The 18,123-nt window shown below is 39.6% G+C and carries 15 protein-coding genes; 3 read left to right on the top strand and 12 right to left on the bottom strand.

Annotated features, from left to right (window positions below):
* Nucleotides 1-87: 87 nt before the first annotated feature.
* From V7O61_RS02985 to V7O61_RS02965, 5 genes are all read right to left on the bottom strand, one after another.
* Nucleotides 88-285 (bottom strand): hypothetical protein, encoded by a 198-nt coding sequence (locus V7O61_RS02985; protein WP_023844554.1) that lies wholly within the window; start codon nucleotides 283-285, stop codon nucleotides 88-90.
* Between the two features lie 210 nt (nucleotides 286-495).
* Nucleotides 496-2,787: an S-layer protein domain-containing protein gene (locus tag V7O61_RS02980; protein WP_407282772.1), complete on the bottom strand. Its 2,292-nt coding sequence runs from the start codon at nucleotides 2,785-2,787 to the stop codon at nucleotides 496-498.
* A 442-nt stretch (nucleotides 2,788-3,229) separates the two neighbouring features.
* The gene (locus V7O61_RS02975; RefSeq protein ID WP_288070392.1) at nucleotides 3,230-3,730 is read right to left on the bottom strand and encodes a shikimate kinase; all 501 of its coding nucleotides are present in this window, start codon (nucleotides 3,728-3,730) and stop codon (nucleotides 3,230-3,232) included.
* Nucleotides 3,731-3,786: 56 nt separating this feature from the next.
* Nucleotides 3,787-5,148, bottom strand: a complete 1,362-nt coding sequence (locus V7O61_RS02970) for a PFL family protein (RefSeq protein ID WP_407282773.1) — start codon at nucleotides 5,146-5,148, stop codon at nucleotides 3,787-3,789.
* Between the two features lie 9 nt (nucleotides 5,149-5,157).
* Nucleotides 5,158-5,436, bottom strand: a complete 279-nt coding sequence (locus V7O61_RS02965; protein WP_023844558.1) for an ACT domain-containing protein — start codon at nucleotides 5,434-5,436, stop codon at nucleotides 5,158-5,160.
* A 459-nt stretch (nucleotides 5,437-5,895) separates the two neighbouring features.
* Between V7O61_RS02965 and V7O61_RS02960 the strand changes: the two genes are divergently transcribed.
* From V7O61_RS02960 to V7O61_RS02950, 3 genes are all read left to right on the top strand, one after another.
* A complete protein-coding gene (locus V7O61_RS02960; protein WP_023844559.1) occupies nucleotides 5,896-6,102 on the top strand; it encodes a DUF5371 family protein in 207 nt (68 codons plus the stop codon).
* A 26-nt stretch (nucleotides 6,103-6,128) separates the two neighbouring features.
* On the top strand, nucleotides 6,129-6,617 hold the full coding sequence (locus V7O61_RS02955; protein WP_407282774.1) for a type IV pilin: 489 nt from the start codon (nucleotides 6,129-6,131) through the stop codon (nucleotides 6,615-6,617).
* A 213-nt stretch (nucleotides 6,618-6,830) separates the two neighbouring features.
* Entirely contained in the window at nucleotides 6,831-7,181 is a 351-nt protein-coding gene (locus V7O61_RS02950; RefSeq protein WP_407282775.1) for a DUF4870 domain-containing protein, read from the top strand.
* 90 nt (nucleotides 7,182-7,271) lie between these two features.
* On the opposite strand, the gene V7O61_RS02945 is transcribed toward V7O61_RS02950, so the two are convergent.
* The 7 genes from V7O61_RS02945 to V7O61_RS02915 all read right to left on the bottom strand — a co-directional run bounded on the left by V7O61_RS02945 (nucleotide 7,272) and on the right by V7O61_RS02915 (nucleotide 18,041).
* On the bottom strand, nucleotides 7,272-10,265 hold the full coding sequence (locus V7O61_RS02945) for a FlaD/FlaE family flagellar protein (RefSeq protein WP_407282776.1): 2,994 nt from the start codon (nucleotides 10,263-10,265) through the stop codon (nucleotides 7,272-7,274).
* Between the two features lie 468 nt (nucleotides 10,266-10,733).
* Nucleotides 10,734-11,912 carry a tRNA uracil 4-sulfurtransferase ThiI gene (gene thiI / locus V7O61_RS02940; protein ID WP_407282777.1) on the bottom strand — a complete coding sequence of 393 codons (1,179 nt, stop codon included), beginning with the start codon at nucleotides 11,910-11,912 and terminating at the stop codon, nucleotides 10,734-10,736.
* Nucleotides 11,913-11,991: 79 nt separating this feature from the next.
* Entirely contained in the window at nucleotides 11,992-12,309 is a 318-nt protein-coding gene (locus V7O61_RS02935) for an acylphosphatase (protein ID WP_407282778.1), read from the bottom strand.
* A 96-nt stretch (nucleotides 12,310-12,405) separates the two neighbouring features.
* Complete coding sequence (locus tag V7O61_RS02930) at nucleotides 12,406-12,708, bottom strand: acylphosphatase (protein ID WP_023844565.1); 303 nt, start codon at nucleotides 12,706-12,708, stop codon at nucleotides 12,406-12,408.
* A gap of 23 nt (nucleotides 12,709-12,731) precedes the next feature.
* Complete coding sequence (locus V7O61_RS02925; RefSeq protein ID WP_407282779.1) at nucleotides 12,732-14,639, bottom strand: threonine--tRNA ligase; 1,908 nt, start codon at nucleotides 14,637-14,639, stop codon at nucleotides 12,732-12,734.
* A gap of 91 nt (nucleotides 14,640-14,730) precedes the next feature.
* Entirely contained in the window at nucleotides 14,731-15,831 is a 1,101-nt protein-coding gene (locus tag V7O61_RS02920) for an AI-2E family transporter (RefSeq protein WP_407282780.1), read from the bottom strand.
* Between the two features lie 128 nt (nucleotides 15,832-15,959).
* Nucleotides 15,960-18,041, bottom strand: a complete 2,082-nt coding sequence (locus V7O61_RS02915) for a phosphoadenosine phosphosulfate reductase family protein (protein ID WP_407282781.1) — start codon at nucleotides 18,039-18,041, stop codon at nucleotides 15,960-15,962.
* Nucleotides 18,042-18,123: the final 82 nt, after the last annotated feature.

Genomic DNA, 18,123 nt, shown 5'->3' with positions numbered 1-18,123 from the left:
AAAAACAAATATCAGGTAGAAAACAAAATTAATGTTGTGCACTTTAATTAAAAAAGAGAAAAAAGAAAAAGTTTACTAAAAGTTTACTTATTCTACATTCACAGCAACAAGGGAAAGTCCAAGCTCCTTTTCCAGTTTCTGGATTTCCTCAAGATCTTCCTTTGTTAGCTCAGCGTTACTAATATTGATTCCTGAAAATGCAAGAAGAGTCACACCTGTTTTCTCTTCAAGTTCTGAAATTGCTTTCATCTGCTCGTCTTTGAGTACTGAAAATCCCCATAGCATATTTTTAATCTCCTGTATAATTCCTTGACCTTTTTGGTCTTGCTAGTAAGAGATACAATGGTATTTAGGGTTTCTTATAATGCCTGCAATCATTACTAGAAAGCATACACATACTGCATCGAATAATTAACGCATATGAATAAATGTAAAAACGGAAAAGAAAAAAACAGGACATTTTGGAAATGCCCTGCTATATTCAACCATTTGAATTCAATCCCTGCTTACATAAACAGCGCATATAAGTCCTAAAATTCCTAATACCAGCTCAAATCCTGGTGCACCTACAGAACTTTCCACACCCGGTTCATCCTCATCAGATTTTGCTGAAGCATCATCTTCATCGGCAACAGAGGATTCAGATTCTGCTTCTTCACCGGATTCGCCCATATCCACAACTACCACTTCTTCATCTCCGGAAGATTCAGTATCAACAGCAGCTACATCTGAAACAGCCATAGCACATGTTTTCCACAATGACATTTTAAGAGTGCTTCCACTGGTGTCCTCTGTCTTAATGTAAATGTCACTATAAAGATCAATAATCTGATCTGCCTTAAGAGCGATATCATCAGTATTTGACATTACAATTGCATCGTCTCCGGTGTGCAGAACTGTTCCCGAGCCACTTCCTGCATAATCAGTACCATCCATTTCCGGGGGAACTTCAAATCCATCTACTTCAAAGGCACCGTATGTACTTCCGGTTTCAATTGTAGTAATATCGCCACGAAGGAAAGCATATTTGAAAACAACAAAATCACTGTCTGCTCCACGGAATATGGAGTCTACATAACAGTAGAATACAGGATTGTCATCGCTGTCTTTGTAAAGATAAGTCCTTTCAGGTCTTGTAAGGTTCACATTACCGGAAATTACATCGGAATCTACTTCCTCACCGTCACGATTAAGCTGCACCCATACCTTATCACCTTCGACATCAACCTGCTGGACAAGCAGAGACCAGCCATCAGCAAGTTCCCACTCTTCACCTGAGAACATCTGCTTTTTGTTATCACTCTTATATTCAACCAGTATTTTTGCAATTTTATCAGGGTTGCATCCTGTAGAAAGAGAGGAAGGATCTTCAGGCATTGCAATATAACTTGAGCCGAAGAAGCCTAAAAGATAGTACTTTTTAAGATCAACATCATCGACAATATAAGTACTTCCGTCATCGGAACCACCAATCTTGGTTTTCTTCATCTGTGGCTTGCTCACATAATAAAGATCACCTTCTTCTATAGTGTCACCAAGCTTGAAAGTGGATGAGGAATTTACACTATTATTGAAATATAGTAACTCACTTGAAAGGCCAGGTTTTATCTGGTACCAGAAACCAGAGAAACTATTAGCATCCCAATAGAAATCACCGGTATTCAGTGAAGAATCAGTATTGTCATAGAGATTGCTTCTTATTTTGTATTTTACTTCTGTTGCACCTTCATCAGGACTGACTGTACATGTCTTCCAGAATGTCATTTTCAGGGTGCTGCCACTGGTGTCTTCTGTTTTAAGGTACATACCACCATAAAGGTCAATAACCTCATCCGGATCAAGACTAATATCATCATTACTGGACATGACAATAGCATCATCACCGGTATTCAGAACAGTATTTGAATTACTTCCTGCATAATCCGTACCATTCAGCACAGCAGGCACTTTAAATCCATCCACATCAAAGGCTCCGTAAGTATCCCCTGATTCAATAGTAGTAATATCACTGATAAGATAAGCATACTTGAATACAACAAAATTTGAATCAGTACCGCTGAAAATGGAATCAACATAGCAGTAAAACACAGGATTATCATCACTGTCTTTGTAAAGATAAGTTCTCTCAGGTTTTGTCAGATCTACATTACCGGAAATAACATCGGAATCCACTTCCTCACCATCACGCATCAGCTGGATCCATACCTTTTCACCCTCTACATCAACCTGTTGTGCCACAAGAGACCAGCCATCAGCAAGTTCCCACTCTTCACCTGAGAACATCTGCTTCTTGTCATCGCTTCCATATTGCACAAGGATCTTTGCAATCTTATCCGGCTTACATCCGGCAGACAGATCAGAAGGATCTTCAGGCATAGCAACATAGCTGGAACCGAAGAAACCTAAAAGATAGTACTTTTTAAGATCCACATCGTCGACAATAAATGTGCTTCCATCGTCAGAACCGCCGATTTTTGTTTTCTTCACCTGTGGTTTGCTTACATAATACAGATCACCTTCTGCAAGGGTGTCCCCAAGCTGGAAAGTGGATGAAGAATTCACACTATTATTGAAATATAGTAACTCACTTGAAAGTCCCGGTTTCATTTGATACCAGAATCCTGAGAAACTATCGGCATCCCAGTAAAAATCACCGGTATTCAGTGAAGAATCTGTGTTATCATATACAGTACTTTTAAATTTGTATGTTACATCTGATGCAGTTGCAGGCACAATTAATAAAGATATTATAGCCAATGCAACTAAGATCCCTGTCATTTTTTTCATATAATACGTCTCCTGACAAGAAAACCAAACAATGCAACATTCATTTTAATTTCAAAGCTGGCTCCTTATGTAATAATCTAAAATAAACCAGCGTGCAGTTTATATTAATATTGTTGCAATAAATATGATTTTCCTTATTTTTTGTGTTACTGTAATGATGGGACAAACATCGTTATGTAATAAAAATATATCCATATGATATTGTATTAAAAAACTATAAAATTTTAATATTTACTTATCATTACAGGTAAAAAAGTAAGAAATATAGTAATATAACTTTTCGGCATTCGAATCAGGATTTACAGACAATACAGAACTTTTGGAATGTTTCGGTAGTGATTCCTGTTTGAGCAAATAGAATACTTTAAAAAACAGAATACAAAAACAAAAGAAGAGTTAAAAAAGTGATATTGATCTTTATACATGAAATCCATAAAAGGGGTTATAGCGTTACCTCTTCTCTTATCTTTTTTACAACATCCATCACTTTATCTTTTCTGCCAATTTCAATTTTGTAATCGGCAAAGGAACTATAAAGTCCGGTTCTCTCTTCATAAAGACCATGCAGACCTTTTTCCTTAAGTCCCACAACACCACGGGTTGTAAGATTTGAAAGGCGGGAAACAATTGTTCCAAACGGAACCTCCAAATAAACAATAACCGAATTATTTTTAAGGAAATTCATCGCTTTTTCCGAATAGACAACACTTCCACCGGTGGCAATTATACAATTGTCCTTCAATTCCATACTGACGATACTCTGCTCCTCGGCTTTCAGCAGCGCTATGTCACCAAGATCATTAACTATATCCTGCAAGCCTTTTCCTGAGTCATCGATAACTAATTTATCAGTATCTATGAACTCATAGCCAAGTACAGAAGCAAGTTTGATTCCTGCAGAACTTTTGCCTGCACCTGGCATGCCGATGAGTGTTATAATCATAGTATCATCACATATCCTTTCTTGAACCGGATAAATAGTTTATTAGTACCGTAGTATCAGTTAGTAAGTGACTGTATCGGTGCCGGAATACGTCCCCCTCTGGAAATGAACTGTTCAGAACTGAAATTGTGAACCGGCATTACAGGGGCACTTCCCAGCAGGCCACCGAATTCAATCATGTCGCCAACTTTTGTACCGGGAGCTGGAATTACCCTGACAGCAGTTGTCTTTTTGTTAATCATACCTATGGCCATTTCATCGGCAATGATAGCTGAAATGGTAGATGATGAAGTGTCTCCAGGAACTGCTATCATATCAAGACCGACAGAACACACACTTGTCATAGCTTCCAGTTTATCCAGTGAAAGAGAGCCACGCTGAACAGCTCTTATCATACCCTCATCCTCACTGACCGGAATAAAAGCACCACTGAGACCTCCAACTGATGAAGAAGCCATAGCTCCGCCTTTTTTAACAGCATCGTTCAGAAGTGCCAGTGCAGCGGTTGTACCGTGAGTACCGCAACTTTCCAAGCCCATGGCTTCAAGGATTGCAGCAACACTGTCACCTATTGCAGGGGTTGGGGCAAGAGAAAGGTCAAGTACACCAAACTGGGCATTGAGCCTGCGTGCAGCTTCACGACCCACCATTTCACCCATTCTGGTTATCTTGAAAGCAGTCTTTTTGATACATTCTGAAATGTCACCTAATGTAGGATCCTTAAGAGAACGCACCGCAGAGTTCACTACTCCAGGACCACTTACACCTACATTGATAACACAATCCGGCTCACCAACGCCATGGAAAGCACCTGCCATGAATGGATTATCTTCCGGTGCATTGGCAAAGACTACTAGTTTGGCGCAACCAATTCCTGCATTGTCCTTTGTCAGTTCAGCAGTTTCTTTGATTACTTTACCCATCAGGGCAACAGCATCCATGTTAATACCTGCTTTAGTTGTTGCTACATTCACAGAGGAACATACTTTATTCGTAGTAGCTAGAGCATCAGGAATTGAATTTATAAGAGAAAGGTCTCCTGGAGTCATGCCTTTCTGGACAAGTGCACTGAAACCACCAATGAAGTCAACGCCTGCATCTTCAGCCGCCCTGTCAAGAGTCTGAGCAACTGATGAATAATTTGTTGCATCACAGCTCTCTGCGACAATAGCTATTGGGGTTACGGAAATACGCTTGTTAATGATAGGAATGCCGTAAAGATTCTGGATGTCATTAGTTGTTTTTACCAAGTCCTTTGCATAATGCATTATCCGGTTGTAGACATTTTCATTGAAAGTATCTATATCCGGATGACTGCAGCCCCGCAGACTGATGCCCATGGTGACCGTCCTTATATCGAGGTTCTCATTGCTCACCATTTTTATTGTTTCAAGGATCTCTTCAGGATGAATCAGCATAGTAAAACCTCAAATCCGGTGCATGAAGTGGAAAGCATCTTCGTTCTGTACTTTTACTTCCACACCAAGCGCAGTACCTTTTTCAGACATTGCCTGCTGGAAAGCTGACAGATCGAAGTTATCTTCTGCGATTTGCGCTAACATAATCATGGTGAACAGATCGTCCATGATTGTCTGGCTGATGTCAACTATATTAACATTATACTGCGCCATTGTCTGCGTGATACCCGCAACGATACCAACTTTATCGATACCTATAACAGTAATAATAAAACGACTGGATGACATGAATATTCCTTCTATATATTGTTTTGTGAATGATGTTGAAAGCGATTAAGTAACTATAAAGTAGCATAATAGATGAGATGCTATTTTGACTTTGCCGATGAAAGAACATTGCTGGAAAGAGATTATAATAATGTTTCAATGAAAAAGTATATTTGCCAGTGGTTAAATCCTCTTAAAGGAATATAAAAAGCAAAATCATTCTGAGCGCTTTGCCAGCTTTGTGCAATCAAAAGTTAGTTAATTACGCTAATAATGGAAAATTTTGAGTGATGCAGTCATATTAAGTTCATAAATGGAATATATTTTCACAAATATATAATATGTTCTGTAAAAGTCGGATTAACCCTAAAAACGCTTTTGAGCAGGTAACAAAGTTTATATACAATTTTCATTATGATTATAATGATGATGGTTTGAACGGCTAAGTTCATCAGATGATTCAAACAATCAGGAGATACAATGGTTAAAATTGTACATGCACAAACGGTACTCACGGAAGATGAACTGGCGGCTTTAAAGAAGAAATGTAATGAGTCGTCAACAAAAGAAGCCCTGAGTATGGCTGTGCAACATTATCTCGAGTGTGAGTATACTGACCTCGACGATAAAATGTGGACAAAGAAACTTGAAAAAGTAGTCCAGAAAAAAAAGCAGAGAAAAGTATAGATTTCTGAACAAGAGAGGAACAAATTATGAGCAAAGCAAACCAATTCTTAAATGAGGATGCAGTATCTCCGGTCATCGGCGTAATCCTGATGGTCGCAATCACTGTCATCCTTGCTGCAGTTATCGCAGCGTTTGTATTCGGCATGGGACCACCAGAACAGGCACCACAGGCAAGCCTTAGAGCAAGTGCTGACACAATTGAAACTGGCGCAACAGGCATTAAGCTTGAACACCAAGGTGGAGATGCGATTGTATTAACAGATGCCAGAACAAAAGTTACACTCGATGGCGATGAAGTAATACTTGCCCTTGGCGAGGCAAATCAGTCATTTGATGCTGGAGAAATAATGTATGTAAGTCTTGATGGGGATAATTCTGTATACTATTTAGACAATTACAAGAACACAACACATGGCAACGTATCAAGTGTTGTAGCATCAGGTGAAACAGCAAACCTCAAGTTGATTGATGTCTCAAGCCAGCAGCTTATTGGCGATATGGACGTCAGGTTCTAAACACAAACATAATGACGCATTTTGCGTCAACCTTTTTCTTTTTTCAAAAACTAATCAAATAGATAGTTTTATATAAATTATAGATCAGATTACTTTTGTTGATATTTATGAACGTGGTACATATCGATTACGAGTTAAAGAGGGGAACTCCTTATTGGTTGTAATCATAAATGAACCACTCAATAGAAAAATAAACATTTATGGAGAGGTATTATGAGCGAAACTAAATTAGGAGTTAGCGAAAATATTGCCGGATTACTGGCTTACATTCTTGGCTGGATATCAGGCATAATTTTATTGGTTATCGAAAAAGAAAACAAATTCGTGCGTTTCCATGCAGCACAGTCTGTAGTCTTATATCTTGGATTATTTATTCTGAACTTTATTCTTGGATTCCTTACAGCTATAGACTATATTGGTTTAATATTTGCACTTATATCTATGTTGATAGCATTACTTTCATTTGTGCTGTGGCTGTTCCTTATGTTTAAAGCATACAAGGGAGAAATGTACAGGCTTCCTGTTATTGCAGACTATGCAGACCAGCTTGAACAGAAGTTCTAAATTGCGTAGAATAATTAATTATGAAAGTGTTTGATGACAGATTTGGCATCAAGCATTTTATTTTATTTTATTTTATTTTAAGGTTTTACATTAGATTCCGTAAATCTCAGAACCTTTTTTGACCTTCTCAATATCCCTTTCTATCACAGAAAGTCTGTTCTTATCAACCTTCATACCTGCAAGGCTTTCGATAAACCAGATAGATTTTACATGGTCATCGGGAGTAAGTTTCCAGTCTGGTTTTTCCATATAGAAATCTATACCTTCAGCATAATTAAGAAGCTCCATCCTGACCTTTTCTGTGAGCCATCCAAGCTCTTCATAATAGGACAATATATCCGGAAGGTTGTTGCGACCTACAAGCTCCATTAAAAACTCAAGCCACTCCATACAAAGTTTCATATTGCTGGAATTTTTCACAATATTGGAAAGATGGACATTTTGTCCAAATCCCTTGTAGCTTCTTGCGCCAAGTTTTTTCAATTCACTTTCCATATATTCAGTTAGAGAATCGATCTTTTCCAGAACAGCAGTATTTTTCTCTTCAGATTCCTGCCTGAATTCCTGGAAATCTGAAGATACCTTACCAAGATTATCAAGCATAGATGACATTGAACGAGAGAATTCCTTTGAAGTGGCTTTTGATTCTTCCTGCATCTTTTCAATAAGCTCAACTCTTGGAGTAAAAGCATCGATTTTAGATGACAAATCAGCCAGGATTGCAAATTTGGCTTCATTTTCCTGCAATGATTCATGCAACTGAGCAAGAAGAGCAGTATAAGAATTAACAAGTTCAGAGATACTTCCCTCTACTTGTGACAGATTGGCCTTTATTGAAACATTATCAGATTGAATGATACCCAGAGAAGAGTCAAACTCAGAAACTTTCATTTCAACCTGTGAAACCTTACCGTCAACAAGATCAAAACGGGAATTTGTCTGAGAGAGAACATTTTCACTTGAGCTTACAGCAGAAGCTACAGATTCAGTTATTTCTGATAGCCTGTTTGAAAATTCTTCAACTTCAGAATGCATAGAAGAGAACTGGAGATTCATATCTTTCAGACTATCTTTCAATCCTCCGAGATCATCTTCCATATTTTCAAATTTTTTATCAGTAGTGAATTTTATATCTTTAATCTCTTTAGAGATTACTTTCTTTGACAGCTCCATACCTGAAGTTGAAGATGTCTTTTCCTTTAAGTCCATACTTTCTACGGCTGAGAGATCATGTGTAATCACATCTTCAACTTCATGTCCATTGATATCAGACAATGAGTCCTGAACCTGTCCCGGAATAAATAGTTTATCTGAACCCGGCATGATGTCTGAAGATGGAGTCATTGCAACTATATCAGTTACAACATCATTAACCACGGAATCTGAATCTTCTACATCTGCTGAAGGAACAGATATAGCAGAGGTTAGCTCCTCTATATCAGGGAATGCAGCAGCATTTGTATTCTCACTTACGAAATCATCATTATCAAGAAGGTATTCTTCTTTCATTTCCATTATTGGATTCTCAATTGGCGTAACCTGACGTATGTCACCAGCAGACCCATCATCCTCATATTCCATGAAAGGATTAACAGACTCGCCGGTATTTTCCTCAATCGCCTGGCTATTCTCATCAAAAGGAGGAGAAAACGGATTAGAATCAACTTTATTCTCCTGAGATTCAAAGGGACTGGAATCAAATGGAGAAGCATTCGAAGTGGTTTTTGATCCTGATACAGCATTTTCCTTTACAGAACCGGCAACATCAACTTCTTCCCGCATGTCTTCCATCCGTTCAATAAGGCTTTTTCCTTTTGCCAGATTTTTAAAGAAACCTTTTGTGATACCAGAAATTCCTTCCAGATTTTTCTTAAATGAACCTATGTCGATTGGTAATTTACCTTGAAGCTTTTGTGCCGGTTTGTTCTTTTCAAAAGAACCGGTTTCCTGGGGAACTGGATCTCCAAATGGATTACCAGACTGGCCAGCACCCGGAGAAGCTGCAAAAGGATTAGAATCAACGGTAGAAGCAAAGGGGTCAGTGGGAGGAACAGCGCTGGAAGGAGGCTCAAAAGGATTGGAATTGACAGAATCAACGGTAGAAGCAAAAGGATCTGTGGGGGGGACAGTACCGGAAGGGGACTCGAAAGGATTAGAGTCGACAGAATCAACAGTAGAAGCAAAGGGATCTGTGGGGGGAATAGCTTCGGAAGGTGGTTTAAAAGGATTAGATTCCACAGAATCAACGGTAGAAGCAAAGGGATCAGTGGGAGGAATAGCTTCGGAAGGTGGTTCAAAAGGATTAGATTCCACAGAACTAACAGTAGAGGCAAAAGGATCAGATGGAGTTATATCTCCGGCAGGTGCTGTAAAAGGATCTATTTTGGGTACAGCATCCGGAGAAGATTCAAAAGTATTGGATACTTCTGACTCATTTGGAACCGAAAATGAAAGAGCACCGGGAGTTTGTGGTGTTTCTAACTGTTCAGCAATTGGTGGGAACTGAGATGGTTCAGAAGCAAATGGCATTGGTGGCTCAAGACCTTCTGGAGAAGGAATATCCGGGGCTTCATCTGAATTGATAAATGGTTCAAACAGTGGAAGGGGAGACCTTTTCTTTGCAGGCGTTTCCATATTAGAAGGAGATTGAACAGGAGGTTGATCCTGGGGAGGAATAACTCCTGCATCACTGGATTGCATAAAAGGGGAAGGGGATTCTACTACGCCGGAACCCCCTTCATCTGACGAAGGCATCATAAATGGCGGCATTTCCATAGGAATTTCTTTTTTCTCTTCAGGAGACTCACGTGGCGGGGTTCCACCTAGTGCTGAAAGATCAGGAAGGTCACCAAACGAAGGAAAAGATGGCTGAGACGGTTCTGAATTATCCCCTACAGGAGCTTCTTCAGGAATTTCTATTTTTGCCTCTTCCATTGGTATGTCGGCAAAAGCATTTGCCAATATGTCGGGAATCGGTGGTGTAGAACCTTTTTTCTCGCCTGATGCATTTGCAGGAGATTGTTCATCTTCTACTGAAGACATTACCTCTGCTACCTTTTTATTCTCCCATGGAAGTTCACTCATAAAAACCACTGATCAAAAGTATTGATATTATTATAATTACGAGATTATTATATGCAAGATATTTATATAAGAGTTGCTCTTGACTGCAAAAGGAAAATTCAGGTGAATCCAAACCATCATAAATGATAATAAAAATACCAAAAGAAATTACAGGATAATCAATATTAAAAAGAGTTTAGGCGCACGGGAATAATTGAGGGAATGGACGAGAGATAAAGGATGAAATTTGTGCTAAAAATTCACTTTGCTGTGAGTTTGTGCGCCTAAATGTGCATTGTTAATAATAGTATATAAGTATTTTGCATTACTCCCAAAAATGCACATAATTATGAGTATATGATGAAATCACTATGCATTAAATCAATAATAATGAAAAATATAAAAATAAAATATAGTATTTGAGAAAATATAATTGTGCAAAATGCTCACATTAAAATAAAAGAAGTGAAGAGAATTTATGAAAAATAATTACTCGTTATTAATTCTGGAGATACTTGCATTTTCTACAGAAGCTTCCACCAGATCCTCTATATCAATCTTAGCTTCCTCTGTAATCATTGAATCTATTGCTGCTTTCACTTCAGGATGCACAGGTACGGCTCCGCATCCACCAGTTTCACGAATAGAAATATCATATGTTCCGATCTTTCTGGCTATATCAATGATCTCATTCTTATCAAAAGCTATCAGTGGATGATAAAGTGGAACACAAAGGCCGTAAAGTTCCGCATACATATTAAAAGTTGTCTGAGAGGCAACCTGGCCAATAGAAGAACCGGTAATAATTCCTGATGCACCTTCCTTTTTCATAATCTTCAGGGCAATCCTGTACATTGTACGTTTACACAAAAGACATGTCTTGTTCTTAGAGCAATTGTCAACAAAAGACTGAAGATTATTACCATGTGGAACTTCATAAAACTTAAATGGATACCCCGGACACCAGTCCTGAAGTGCTTTGAGACAATCCATCGTACGCCTGTGCGCACGGTCATCATTAAATGGAGTATTGTTACAGTAAACAGGAATTACCTCAATTCCACGTTTCATCATAAGCCAAGTGGCAACAGGTGAATCTATTCCACCGGACACCAGTGAAATCATCTTGCCCTGAGTTCCAAGTGGCAAACCTCCTACGCCTTCTACGGTTTCAGTAAACACATAGGACTTGCTCTGACGCATTTCAACAAATATTTCCCTGTCAGGGTTTGTAAGATCAACTGAAGGTGAGAAACCTTTTGATTCAAGCATCTTCCAGACAGCATCGCCACATTTCATTCCAATATCGCGTGATGAAAATGAATGATTGCCTGTGCGCCTTGCCCGGATTGCAAAGGACTGGCCTTCTGATATGTAACCATCCGCAAGTTCTGCGCATAAAGACCCTGCTGCTTCAATGCTTGCACTAGTGACCTGCGCAAAGGATGTGGAAACCACACCAAAAACATCGGCTGCTGCTTTTGCAGCTCTGACATCATCACTTTTAATGAAAATCCTGCCCCACTCACGAGTAATACTGGAATAAGGGACACCACGATGATCCAGCATGGCAGATATGTTCTTTACAAGGATTTTCTCGTACCAGTTACGAACGCCTGTGCTCTTTAATGCAAGTTCGCCATATCTTACAATGATAACGTTTTCCATTAATTAGCAATCAACTTTAGACTATTAAAGGTAATCGGAGAGAGTAACTTTAAAAAAATTGAATGAAAAAGGGACTTCATTATTCTTTGATGCTGAAATCAGAATAAGTTGAAGAATATGATGACCATGAAACCATAACCTGATCAATTGCTACTGTATCCACTTTATCAAATGTCTTGTTCATTTCCATGTACCCAATCAACGCCTGTATAGATGATTTATCCCCTTCTACATGTATTTTGTACAGGCCATCCGGAAGTTCCTGATAATAACCATTTAAAGAGCGTTGTCTGGCAATTTTAGATGCATACTCATGGAAATCACCTTTTGAGCTCCTTAGAGTTACCAGTATTGTTGCAGCGGAGAGCTTATCAGGGTTTGGATTCTCATCTGACATGCAGGTACATACGCATACTAGAAATATAATTTTTTGGAATATTGAAAATCTAAAAATTTGAGAAAAAAAGATGAAATGAAGAAAAGAAGGAGGAATCTAGCGCTTTATTGAAAAATCAGTATATTCACCTGCAGGTTCTGACCACTCAACACTCACATCCTCAACGTTTGCATGAGCCGGACCTATATGCAGGAAATCAATGAGCCTCTGGATAGAGGTAGCTTTACCTTCTGCAAATACCTCAACCCTGCCATCCTGCAGGTTTCTGGCAAAACCGACAAGACCGAGTTTTTGCGCATTATCCACAGTAAACCTGCGGAAATAAACTCCCTGAACCCTTCCTGTTACAAGTATTGTTGCAGAGGAAATATCCTCTGCATTGGATAATTTATCCTGCATACTATTAAGTTTACAGAACAGGCTTATAAGAATTTTGGCCTCTGTGAAAGCATCTTTGCAAGACAAAGTCCCTTGTATGGCATGCCTTCGGTTTCTGAAGCAATTCTTGCATTAAGATCTTCAGGAGTCATTTCAACCTTTACAGGTTTCTTTGGTTCAGATTCTGCACGGATAGTCACATTGATAGTTCCACTTTCCATTTCACTGTCACCTACAACAACAACGTATGGAATCCATTCACGACCTGCCTCACGTATTTTCTTACCAACTGTATCTTCCCTGTCATCTATATCAACACGACAGTTAAGTTTGTCAGCAACCTGCATGGCATAATCCATGTGTTTGTCAGCTATTGGAAGAACTCTTACCTGAGTCGGAGAGAGCCAGAGCGGAAGCATTGGAACTCCACCTTCTTCTGCCTTCATAGCCTCTTTCTCAAGAAGACCATATATACAGCGCTCTATTGCACCACTTGGTGAGCAGTGGAGAATTACCGGCCTGTTGGCACTTCCATCTGAATCTATATAATTAATGTCATACCTTTCAGCATTCTCAACATCGATCTGTACGGTTGATAGTGCGCTTGCCTTTGCAAGAGCATCAACGAAGTTGAACTCGAATTTAAGGACGAAGTAGAAGAAACGGGTATCCCACATCTCAACAAGTACCGGTTTGTCCACAGTCTTTGCAAGCTGTGTGATGAAGTCCTTGTTCTCGTTATAGAAATCCCTTGTAAACCTGATAGCAACCTCAAAGTCATCCACCTTGATGCCAATCTTGTCAAGGACAGCGATACACATGTTGTACTGCTTGCCGAACTGATCAATTGCACCTTCCATGTCAGCACAGAGACTGTGCATATCCGGCATTGTGAAAGCCCTAAGTCTCCTTAAGCCCACAAGTTCACCACGCTGCTCCTTCCTGAAACTGTACCTGGTCATCTCGACCATCTTGAGTGGCAGGTTCTTGTAGGAAATAGTCATGTCGTGGTTCATGAGGAACTGACCGAAACATGCGGCAAATCTCAAAAACATCTGCCTCTTGTCAGATTCAATGGAGTACTGACGTGCAGGGAACCTGTCAAGATACTTCTTAAGGGTTGGGTGGTTCATATCATACATCAGAGGTGTTTCGACCTCCATTGCATCAACCTTTGAGGTTTCCTCCAGCACATATGTTTCAAGGAGTGACTTCATAAGACGACCCTTTGGATAATAACGCATGTTACCGGAATCTGACCCGGGTTCATAATCCGCAAGTTCCAGCCTGCGCATAAGCTCTACATGTGGTGGTGCTTTTTCAACAGCTCTCTTCTTGGAAATCTCATAATCCACAAATTTTCCAAGATTCTCATGACCTGTGAAATCAAAAGTAGTAGCATCATGAAGCTCACCGTCTGGCGTCAGGACATGCCAGTAAGATTTGGCAGTACTCTCTGCTTTGAGTGCTTCGGAGACAACTTCCTCTTTCACAACTTCACCGCAGGTTGAAGACTCTGCACCAGTTGATTCATCCGGGATAATTGAACGTGACAGCTCGGAAAGTGGGTGTCCTTTACAGCTTATCTTGAATGCCTTGTACCACCCAAATGGCGCTCTCTTTACAATGAACTCTCCTGAAAGGGCATCTTCTATACCTTTTAAGACCGCAACACCTGCTTTTGGGGAAGAGAGATCAGAACTAAGGTGGGCATACGGATAAACCATGATATTCTCAGCCTTCACCTGTGTAGCTACACTCTTAATCTCTTCTACAGCTTTGGAAATAGCACCTTCAACATTTGCCTCATCAACCTTTTCAACTGCAATAAAAGCTGTAAGAGCCTCCTCAAGTCTTCCCTGTTTAAAGGAATCTTCAATCTTTTCAGCCACAGGAGTGCTTTTTTTCACTTCATATTCGATATAATCAGAATGGATAAGTAATAACTGCATAAATTCACCTTTAAGATTCTGCTACCTAATTAGGCCAATCCTTATTAACCTTTTTCAAATTACAAAAAAACAGATACTAAGGAAGTAAATCCTATTCTGTTACGTTTTTGAGTTCAGCATCGTCATTACAGAGTGATAGGTCCATCTGCGAGCAGATAGCAGTATTATCATTAATGTGCACCCTGTATGCTGCAACAATAGCACCAAGAACTATAGGAGCCAGGAAGAAACCTGCAACACCGCCTACAAAACCACCACCCAGGAATGCAACAAGAATCAGGAATGGATGGATCTGGGATTTTATGCTTGCAAGATAAGGACGCAGTACCAGTTCCGGTGGTGCATAAATCACAATGGATGAGACTATAAAGAACACAGCTGCACTTTCAAGCCCCTGATCAAGATAACGATAAACTGAAAGAACGAGCAAAACCATGTAACCGGCAAACATCGGAATCACAGATGCCACAAATATAAGTGCTGCAAGTGCCAGAACATGACTGAAACCGAATGCATAGAAAACTATCAGGGACAAAACACTTACAATAAGAGCTGCAGATGCATTGCCCACAAAAATTCCCTGCAATATTACATCTAGATGCAGCACGAAACGTTCAAACTCCTTTTTGTGACTGACAGGAACCACTTTTAATACTGCCCTGTAGAGACTATCGCCATCAGCCAGCAGGAAATAACAGAGGAATATAGCCAGGAAAAGGTTAATTCCAAACATTACCAGATTGCGGGCATAAGCGATTATTCCTATCCTTCCAAGCAACGGCAGGATAGATGTTGAGATATCCCATACCAACTGCTGCACATCATCACTATATCCGGCTGGTATGTCGATGGATCTTAAGAGGTCAAGACTTGTATTCATCACATAAGACTGATTCTCAAATACCCATACAATCTGGCGGAGTATCTCTACTATACCTGAACCAATAATAAATACCACAGGAATTACGATACATAATGTTGCTATGAGTGCCCCGATTCTTTTCAAGCGCCTGAGTTTCATAAAGATGGGGCGGGCTATATAGGCAAATACAAGCCCAAGCACGATACCATCTGCAAGAGGGAAAAGTATGTAGCAAAAGAGGAGGAAAAGAAGCGAAACTACTGTGAAAGAAACTATTTTCCATTTTGCTGAAATAATGCGAGAAATTCCATCCTTTTCACTATGAACCATTTATACCTCTAACTTCTTTGTCTTTTATATAATATTTAAGCTATTAATAATTCATCCCCATTCATCCCTATCCATCCTATAGTTTCACAGAGAATTATAGATACATGAATCAAAAATCTTACACATTTTCATCGAAGCCTGTCTTCATACCTCAAAACCACACAGGAATCAGTACATTTGCCACAATGTATACACTTTTCATCTATGCAGACATGACCATCTTTTATTGAAATTGCATTCACAGGACAGGCTTTGATACATATTCCACAGCCTGTACACCTGTGAGCTTTCAATAACTGGCGCGAAGTTTCTGCAAATTCCGAGTCTGCTAAAGATTTGTCATCGGAATTGACAACAAGATTACCTGATGAGAATATCTTAATTGTAGATGTTTTATCCCGAACCATGAGAAGACCGAGTTCCTCTGAAAATACAGTTTTTCCCAGTATGTTCATTACATCTCTTGTTTTGTTCATGGAAAAGCCGTGAACAGAAGCTTCGATGGTATAGCCGCCTGCCTTGCAAGGGGATATACCTGATGTAATGCTTACACTGAACTCAGATTCTTCTGCCGTTGCAGATGAGGAAATTCCCATGTCCTCACAGAGTTTAATCATTTTAGGAGGGAGTTCTTTCCATCTCCAGAGGCCGTGTTCTATAAAGAACTCTGAAAGACCATTTTTCTTTGCCCACCCCATGAGAAATGTGTTCCATTTTTCATGTAATTCCGGATGCAAATCCCGCAAACGCAGATATTCTGCTGAGAGTGCTGCCGGACAAAGATAACATCCGACTCTTTCAAAACCTAAATCATAAAGAGGGTTGTAGTCAAGCTTTCTCCAATATATATACAGCCAGACTTCAATTGCCTTCCAATCTTTGATTGGAAAAATATTGAGTTGCCCCGGCACAAATGGATTGTTTTCACTTGTTGAAATGCGTGCTCTTGAGAATGACTCATACCTGCGTTTTCCGTCAATGGTTATACAGGTAGGAGATTTTTTAAGACATTCATCTATTGCTTCGTTTGCAGGTGCAAGTTTGCATATCTTACAGCACCAGCGAAAGTCCTTTGCAGGGGGACCAAATGCCTCTACGTTGTCCCAGAAATCTGAAGCTGCATTTTTTTCCAGTAGCTCTATTCCATTAACCCTGCAATAGTTGTGAGCAAATTCTACCGTTTCAGGAAACTCTATACCGGTATTGAGGAAAAATGCACGGATTTCCCTATTATTTTTATTTTTCAATGCACTCACAGTAAGATCAAGTACTACAAGGCTGTCTTTGCCTCCACTGAATGAGACATTTACAGGGAGATTTTTATATTCTTTCTGATTTGCAATTCCCTTAATGGTGTTCATTGCATTTCTGCCAAGCTTGCGTATGTGAGATACATTTGCAGCCACCACATCATCCATGCCTGGCACTTTTTTATTCAATGAGAATTGTTGAGAGTCAACTTTCCTGACCCTAAGTACAGGACCATCAAACGCAGGTGCTTCTTTTGCATCGCATAAAGCTACACCAAATCCTGTGATATTACCCGATTTTATCAGGACAGTATCATTTACCCTGATATCATCAGACATGGAATCCACCATGTCGTAACGAACCTTTTTACCATTAAGATGCCTGAAATTCTTTTTCAAAACTACAGTTTTCTTTTCTGTGTTACCGATAAGTATGTGGGCACCCGGTACAGAAGGCTCAAATGAATAATCCATTTTTTGCATATCGAAACGAAGAATGCCAAATACAAAAGAATCGACTATGACCTCATCAGTCTTGTCATCCCCAGGTATCTTGTTCATCAGGATTATCCTGTCACCTAAAGGATCAGTCCCGAATTCAGCAATAAGAAAATCATGTAGAACTTCTCTTTCGTACGGGGAACAGAACCTTACATCCGCCGGTTGTGACAGATCTATCTTTGCCCCTTCAACACCGCAAATTCCACATTCCTTTTCAATCAGTGGTACATTACATCTCTGACACCAGAAGATGTAATCTTTCTCATTACTGGCATACTTCTGAACTGGTTTACTGCGACTTTCTCCTCTATCCTTTTTTTGTGAATGACTGGAAGACTTCATGTATCCAGATGACATTGAACCTGAACTTCTCACATGATATTTACCGGAAGAACTATTTTGCCTGCTGGCTTTTCCAGAATCACTGGAAGAGGATTTGCATTTTTTCATTGATACCATGTAGCGCACACCAGCTTAAAAAACTGTCCGGGAAAGAAGCTGAAAAATGAAGAAAACTACAGGAATATGACTGAAATCAATA

The sequence above is a fragment of the Methanolobus sp. WCC1 genome (assembly GCF_045690315.1).
GTDB lineage: Archaea > Halobacteriota > Methanosarcinia > Methanosarcinales > Methanosarcinaceae > Methanolobus > Methanolobus tindarius.
The sequence above is the reverse complement of the archived record's forward strand: the minus strand, read 5'-3'. Positions and strand labels throughout refer to the sequence as shown.

What these genes read in the sequence shown, in the direction of transcription:
- V7O61_RS02985 (WP_023844554.1), bottom strand. Translation starts at nt 285, where the DNA reads ATGCTATGGGGATTTTCAGTACTCAAAGACGAGCAGATGAAAGCAATT.
- V7O61_RS02980 (WP_407282772.1), bottom strand. Translation starts at nt 2,787, where the DNA reads ATGAAAAAAATGACAGGGATCTTAGTTGCATTGGCTATAATATCTTTA.
- V7O61_RS02975 (WP_288070392.1), bottom strand. Translation starts at nt 3,730, where the DNA reads ATGATTATAACACTCATCGGCATGCCAGGTGCAGGCAAAAGTTCTGCA.
- V7O61_RS02970 (WP_407282773.1), bottom strand. Translation starts at nt 5,148, where the DNA reads ATGCTGATTCATCCTGAAGAGATCCTTGAAACAATAAAAATGGTGAGC.
- V7O61_RS02965 (WP_023844558.1), bottom strand. Translation starts at nt 5,436, where the DNA reads ATGTCATCCAGTCGTTTTATTATTACTGTTATAGGTATCGATAAAGTT.
- V7O61_RS02960 (WP_023844559.1), top strand. Translation starts at nt 5,896, where the DNA reads ATGGTTAAAATTGTACATGCACAAACGGTACTCACGGAAGATGAACTG.
- V7O61_RS02955 (WP_407282774.1), top strand. Translation starts at nt 6,129, where the DNA reads ATGAGCAAAGCAAACCAATTCTTAAATGAGGATGCAGTATCTCCGGTC.
- V7O61_RS02950 (WP_407282775.1), top strand. Translation starts at nt 6,831, where the DNA reads ATGAGCGAAACTAAATTAGGAGTTAGCGAAAATATTGCCGGATTACTG.
- V7O61_RS02945 (WP_407282776.1), bottom strand. Translation starts at nt 10,265, where the DNA reads ATGAGTGAACTTCCATGGGAGAATAAAAAGGTAGCAGAGGTAATGTCT.
- thiI (WP_407282777.1), bottom strand. Translation starts at nt 11,912, where the DNA reads ATGGAAAACGTTATCATTGTAAGATATGGCGAACTTGCATTAAAGAGC.
- V7O61_RS02935 (WP_407282778.1), bottom strand. Translation starts at nt 12,309, where the DNA reads ATGTCAGATGAGAATCCAAACCCTGATAAGCTCTCCGCTGCAACAATA.
- V7O61_RS02930 (WP_023844565.1), bottom strand. Translation starts at nt 12,708, where the DNA reads ATGCAGGATAAATTATCCAATGCAGAGGATATTTCCTCTGCAACAATA.
- V7O61_RS02925 (WP_407282779.1), bottom strand. Translation starts at nt 14,639, where the DNA reads ATGCAGTTATTACTTATCCATTCTGATTATATCGAATATGAAGTGAAA.
- V7O61_RS02920 (WP_407282780.1), bottom strand. Translation starts at nt 15,831, where the DNA reads ATGGTTCATAGTGAAAAGGATGGAATTTCTCGCATTATTTCAGCAAAA.
- V7O61_RS02915 (WP_407282781.1), bottom strand. Translation starts at nt 18,041, where the DNA reads ATGGTATCAATGAAAAAATGCAAATCCTCTTCCAGTGATTCTGGAAAA.